Genomic DNA, 5,056 nt, shown 5'->3' with positions numbered 1-5,056 from the left:
TCATCATGCCGATCTTCGACCGCGTCGGTCGCAAGGTGAACATGATGGAACAGGTACTCGACATTCCCGGACAGGAAATCATCACCAAGGACAATGCGATGGTCGCGGTCGACGGCGTCGTTTTCTTCCAGGTGCTCGACGCCGCGAAGGCCGCCTATGAGGTCAGCGACCTTTATCTCTCGATCATGAATCTGACGACGACGAACCTGCGTACCGTGATGGGCTCGATGGATCTCGACGAGACATTGTCGAAGCGCGACGAGATCAACGCGCGGTTGCTGCATGTCGTCGACGATGCGACGACGCCGTGGGGCGTGAAGATCACGCGCGTCGAGATCAAGGACATCCGCCCGCCCGCCGACATTTCGAACGCGATGGCGCGACAGATGAAGGCCGAACGTGAAAAGCGCGCGAACATCCTCGAAGCCGAGGGCAGCCGCGCTTCGGAAATCCTCCGCGCCGAGGGCCAGAAGCAGAGCCAGATCCTCGAAGCCGAAGGCCGCCGCGAAGCCGCCTTCCGCGACGCCGAAGCCCGCGAGCGCGAGGCCGAGGCCGAAGCGAAGGCGACGCAGATGGTGTCGGACGCGATCGCCAGCGGCAATGCGCAGGCGATCAACTACTTCATCGCGCAGAAATATGTCGAGGCGGTCGGCCAGTTCGCGACGAGCCCGAACAGCAAGACGATCCTCTTCCCGGTCGAAGCGACGCAGCTGATCGGCACCCTGGGCGGCATCGGCGAACTCGCCAAGGATGCGCTCGAACGCAAGGGAGGCTGACATGCCCGACTGGCTGACCAATATGGAGCCGCACTGGATCTGGCTTTCGATCGGCATCCTGCTCGCGGCCGCCGAGATCGTCGCGCCGGGGTTTTTCCTTATCTGGATCGGTGCAGCCGCGATCGCGACCGGCGTCATCGCATGGATCGTCCCGCTCGGCGTGCCGTTGCAGCTCGGTATCTTCGGCATCCTCTCCTTCGCCGCGCTTTACGGCGCAAGGCGCTGGCTCAAGGCCAATCCGATCACAAGCGCGGACCCGCACCTGAACCAGCGGGCCAATCGCCTTGTCGGTGAAATACTCACGCTGACCCGGGCGATCGAGGACGGGCGCGGCCGCGCCAAGGTCGGCGACGGCGAATGGCCGGTGCGCGGCCCCGATGCCGCCGAGGGGAGCAAGGTGCGTGTCGTCAGCGCCGATGGCGGCGTGCTGTTGGTCGAGGCCGTCTAGCCGCCCCGCGGCCGCGCGTAGATCGCAACGACGTGCCCCAGCGCATCGCTGTCGCCGATGCGCCGGAATCCCAGCTTGGCCGAGACACGCTCCGACGCGTCGTTGCCGAGGTCGATGATGCAGCGCACTTCCTTCGCATCGAGATTGGCATCGGCCCAACCCAGCGCCGCGGTCATCGCCTCGGTCGCATAGCCGGCGCCCCAATGGTCGGCGTCGAACGCCCAGCCCGCTTCGGGTTGCCCTTCGAGCTCGGGGATGCCCCGGCAGAAATAGCTAAGCCCGCCCATGCCGATCAGTGCGTCGCTCGTCCGGTCGGCGAAGACCCAATAGCCGAAGCCCATCACCGGCCAGAGTCCGGCCGAACTCAGGAACTTGCCCCAGCTGACGTCGGGCGCCCGCGGCTCGCCGCCGATGAAGCGCGTGACGCGTTCGTCGGCCCACATCGCGATGTGCGTGTCCTTGTCGGCGAGGCGCCCGGGGCGCAGACGCAGGCGGCCGGTTTCGATGAGGGGAGCGATGCTGAGCATGGCGCGGGTGTGCCCAAGCGCGGCCGGCGGGTCAATCGGGGTTCAGATAATGGTCGAACAGGTCGTGGAGTACCGCCTTGCCGTCGACCTGCTGCTTTGCACGCAGGACGCCGAGCGTATCGACGCGCGTCAGCACGTCCACGTGACGCAGCACGGCATGATATTGCGGCCGATCGTTGAAGTCGTGGAACAGGAAGACGCAGTCGGGCTTGCAGTGAATGATCGCCTGCAACAGGCAGGCGACCCGAAAACGCCCGTCGATCAGCACGGCGTCGGGGCTGCCTCCCATGACGCGCCAGATATGCGTGTGATAGCGCGGCCAATCGCGAAGCCGGCTTTCATCGAGGGGATAACCCCATTCGCCAACGGGGCCGATGTCGATGTGGACGGGGGTGAATTCGACCGCCTCGCGCGTCACTTCGGCGTGGACCCGGGCGAGCCAGCCAGGGTCGCTGTCGACGCTGACGATCCGGCGAACCTGCCGTGCCGCCACCGCCGTACTGCCACCGCACCCGAATTCGAGCAGCGAGGAAAGCCCCGCGAGCTGCAGTTCGAACTGCGTGATTTCGGCCGCGGTCATATGTGGCTGCATGGTCCCTCCACCCGCCGGGAGATATGGGAGGAGGATGGCCTAGTCCAGCCGGCATATGCGCTCAGCGTATTCTGCCTTGGTGGTGGTGAGCTGTCGTTCCCTTATCCGTCATCCCGGCGAGCATGATGACAGGATGGCGTGATGTCGACGCCGCGACGCTCGTGCCGGCCGCAGACAGGACGCCCCCACGAAGGCGCGATCCGAAGGAGGGGAGAGAGAACCGTCCCGGATCGCGCTTTCGCGAGGACTAGGCTGCCGCTGCAGCCAGTTCGGGTTTCGACGAATGCGCGGGCATGATCGCGTCGGCATAGTCGCTTTCATATTTCTTGATCAGCGACCGGTCGTCGTGGTTCCAAGGGTGGAAACCCGGCATGAAATAGGAAAGCCAGGGAAAGAAGCTCTTGCGCAGCACGCCGGGCGTGCCGAGCAGATACCACCAGATGCGCGCCGTGACACGCCAGCCGGTCAGGCCGTCCTGCTTCAGCAGCGCCTTCATCCCCTTCACACGCTTCGGCCAGAAACGCGTGGTGACCAGCAGCATCATCAGCGACTTGGCGCGCCAGCGCTTGAAGCGGCTCCAGTCCTTCGTCGCGTGCAGCCAGGTGTCGTAGGCGACGCCCTTGTGCTCGATCTCCTCGATCGCGTGCCATTTCCACAAGGCGGCCCATTCGGGTTCGGCGCCGGCGTACATTTTCTCGTCACGCAGCATCACCGCCGCCATCATCGCGGTATAATGTTCGAGCGCGATCGTCGCCATCAGGTTGACGATCTGCGGCCGCGTCTTGATGAGGTCGAGCACCTGATTGACGTCGTCCTCGAGCTCCGAGAGATCGTATCCCGCTTCCGCCGCCTTCCTGTTGAAGACGACATGCTCGCGGCTGTGGATCACTTCCTGCTGGGTGAAGGCGCGGATTTCGCGCGCCAGCTTGTCGGGCACACCGTCGCGGTGCGCCTTCACCGCCTCGATGAACATCGCCTCGCCGCGCGGGAAGGTAACCGAAAGCGCGGTGTGGAAGGCCGAGGCGATCGGATCGCCGTTCAGCCACCAGCGGCCCTGCCGGTCGTCGCGGCCGAAGCGCATGTCGCGCGGGGTGATCGACAGATCGGCGGGGGTCGGCGACCCGGAAAGGCTGGACATATGGCGCATACCGTCGAAAAGGGGAGACGGGCCAGCAATAGGGTTTACTTACATATATGTCAATAGTGAAGAAACGTTTGAGTCCCGAGGAAAGCCGTTCGGCAGCACTGGAGGCTGCGCGCCAGATTCTGGTCGAAATGGGGCCGGCGGCGGTGACGTTGAAGGCCGTCGCGGCGCGCATCGACCGCACCCACGCGAACCTGCTCCACCATTTCGGTAGCGCCGCCGGGCTGCAAAAGGCGCTCGCTGCCTATCAGGCCGAAACCGTATGCGCGACGATCGGCAGGAAAATGGCCGAATCGGCTCCGGGCGAACGCAATGTCCGCGAGATCGTCGATCTTGCCTTCGACGCGTTCAACAGCGGCGGCGCGGGCGCGCTTGCGACGTGGATGGCGGCAACGGGCAACGACGATGCGCTCGACCCGATCGTCGACGCGATCCACCGCCTGATCGACGGCATGGCGCCCGACGCGCACGAAAAGCGCCTGATGCACGAGGATACGCTGGCGCTGGTGCTCATGGCGCTCGGCGACGCACAGCTCGGCGGGCCGATGGCCGAAGCGCTCGACCTGCCGCGCGACACGTCGCGCGTACTCGCGACCGAACTCATCACCGGTCGGATCGCCAAATTCTGGGCCGAGCAGGGCGGCAAGCCGCAGGATTGACGCGAACCTAGCCAAATCGCGCCGCTTTCCCTAAAGGGCGGCGATGCATTTCCTCGACCAAGCCAAGATCTTCATCAAGTCCGGCGATGGCGGCCCCGGCGCCGTGTCGTTCCGGCGCGAGAAATATGTCGAATATGGTGGCCCCGACGGCGGCAACGGCGGCAAGGGCGGCGATATCGTTTTCGAAGCCGTCGCCGGTCTCAACACGCTGATCGACTTTCGCTACACCCAGCATTTCAAGGCGAAGCGCGGCACGCCCGGCGCGGGTCGCGACCGCACCGGCGCGGGCGGCCCCGATCTCGTCATCCAAGTCCCCATCGGAACCCAGATCCTCGACGACGACGAGGAGCGCAGCCTGCTTGCCGACCTCACCAAAGAGGGCGAACGTATCCATTTCCTGCGCGGGGGCGACGGCGGCCGCGGCAATGCGAGCTACAAGACCTCGACCAACCGCGCGCCGCGCCAGCACGGTCCGGGCTGGCCCGGCGAAGAAATGTGGGTGTGGCTGCGCCTCAAGCTGCTCGCCGATGCCGGCCTGGTCGGCCTGCCCAACGCGGGCAAGTCGACCTTCATCAACGCGGTGACCAATGCGCAGGCGAAGGTCGGCGCCTATGCCTTCACGACGCTCCGCCCGCAGCTCGGCGTCGTCAGCCACAAGGGGAATGAGTTCGTCATCGCCGACATCCCGGGCCTCATTCAGGGCGCCGCCGAAGGCGCCGGGGTCGGCGATCGTTTCCTCGGCCATATCGAACGCTGCCGCGTGCTGCTCCACCTCGTCGACGCGAATGACGAGGATGTCGCAACGAGCTACCGCATCGTCCGCGACGAGCTGGAAGCCTATGGCGCCGACCTGATCGACAAGCCGGTGATCGTCGCGCTCAACAAGACCGATACGCTCGACGACGAGCTG

7 protein-coding genes are annotated in these 5,056 nt (G+C 65.3%); 4 read left to right on the top strand and 3 right to left on the bottom strand.

Features of this window, described 5'->3' with window-relative positions:
• Positions 1 to 776 (top strand): stomatin-like protein (locus tag JHC57_RS21085; RefSeq protein WP_294032543.1); only part of this gene is annotated, 776 nt, incomplete at its 5' end.
• A gap of 1 nt (position 777) precedes the next feature.
• Positions 778 to 1,224, top strand: coding sequence for an NfeD family protein (locus JHC57_RS21080; RefSeq protein WP_294032542.1), 447 nt, complete (start codon positions 778 to 780; stop codon positions 1,222 to 1,224).
• Here JHC57_RS21080 and JHC57_RS21075 read toward each other — a convergent pair.
• The 3 genes from JHC57_RS21075 to JHC57_RS21065 form a co-directional block, all read right to left on the bottom strand.
• Positions 1,221 to 1,751 (bottom strand): GNAT family N-acetyltransferase, encoded by a 531-nt coding sequence (locus JHC57_RS21075; RefSeq protein ID WP_294032541.1) that lies wholly within the window; start codon positions 1,749 to 1,751, stop codon positions 1,221 to 1,223. The genes JHC57_RS21080 and JHC57_RS21075 overlap by 4 nt on opposite strands.
• 31 nt (positions 1,752 to 1,782) lie before the next feature.
• A complete protein-coding gene (locus JHC57_RS21070) occupies positions 1,783 to 2,331 on the bottom strand; it encodes a hypothetical protein (protein ID WP_294032540.1) in 549 nt (182 codons plus the stop codon).
• 259 nt (positions 2,332 to 2,590) lie between these two features.
• Complete coding sequence (locus JHC57_RS21065) at positions 2,591 to 3,481, bottom strand: metal-dependent hydrolase (protein WP_294032539.1); 891 nt, start codon at positions 3,479 to 3,481, stop codon at positions 2,591 to 2,593.
• Between the two features lie 56 nt (positions 3,482 to 3,537).
• Here JHC57_RS21065 and JHC57_RS21060 point away from each other — a divergent pair, with 56 nt between their 5' ends.
• Both JHC57_RS21060 and obgE read left to right on the top strand, forming a co-directional pair.
• Positions 3,538 to 4,146: a TetR family transcriptional regulator gene (locus JHC57_RS21060; RefSeq protein ID WP_294032538.1), complete on the top strand. Its 609-nt coding sequence runs from the start codon at positions 3,538 to 3,540 to the stop codon at positions 4,144 to 4,146.
• A gap of 43 nt (positions 4,147 to 4,189) precedes the next feature.
• Positions 4,190 to 5,056 (top strand): GTPase ObgE (gene obgE / locus JHC57_RS21055; protein ID WP_294032537.1); only part of this gene is annotated, 867 nt, incomplete at its 3' end.

Source organism: Sphingopyxis sp. (genome assembly GCF_016463645.1).
Taxonomy (GTDB): domain Bacteria; phylum Pseudomonadota; class Alphaproteobacteria; order Sphingomonadales; family Sphingomonadaceae; genus Sphingopyxis.
The sequence above is the reverse complement of the archived record's forward strand: the minus strand, read 5'-3'. Positions and strand labels throughout refer to the sequence as shown.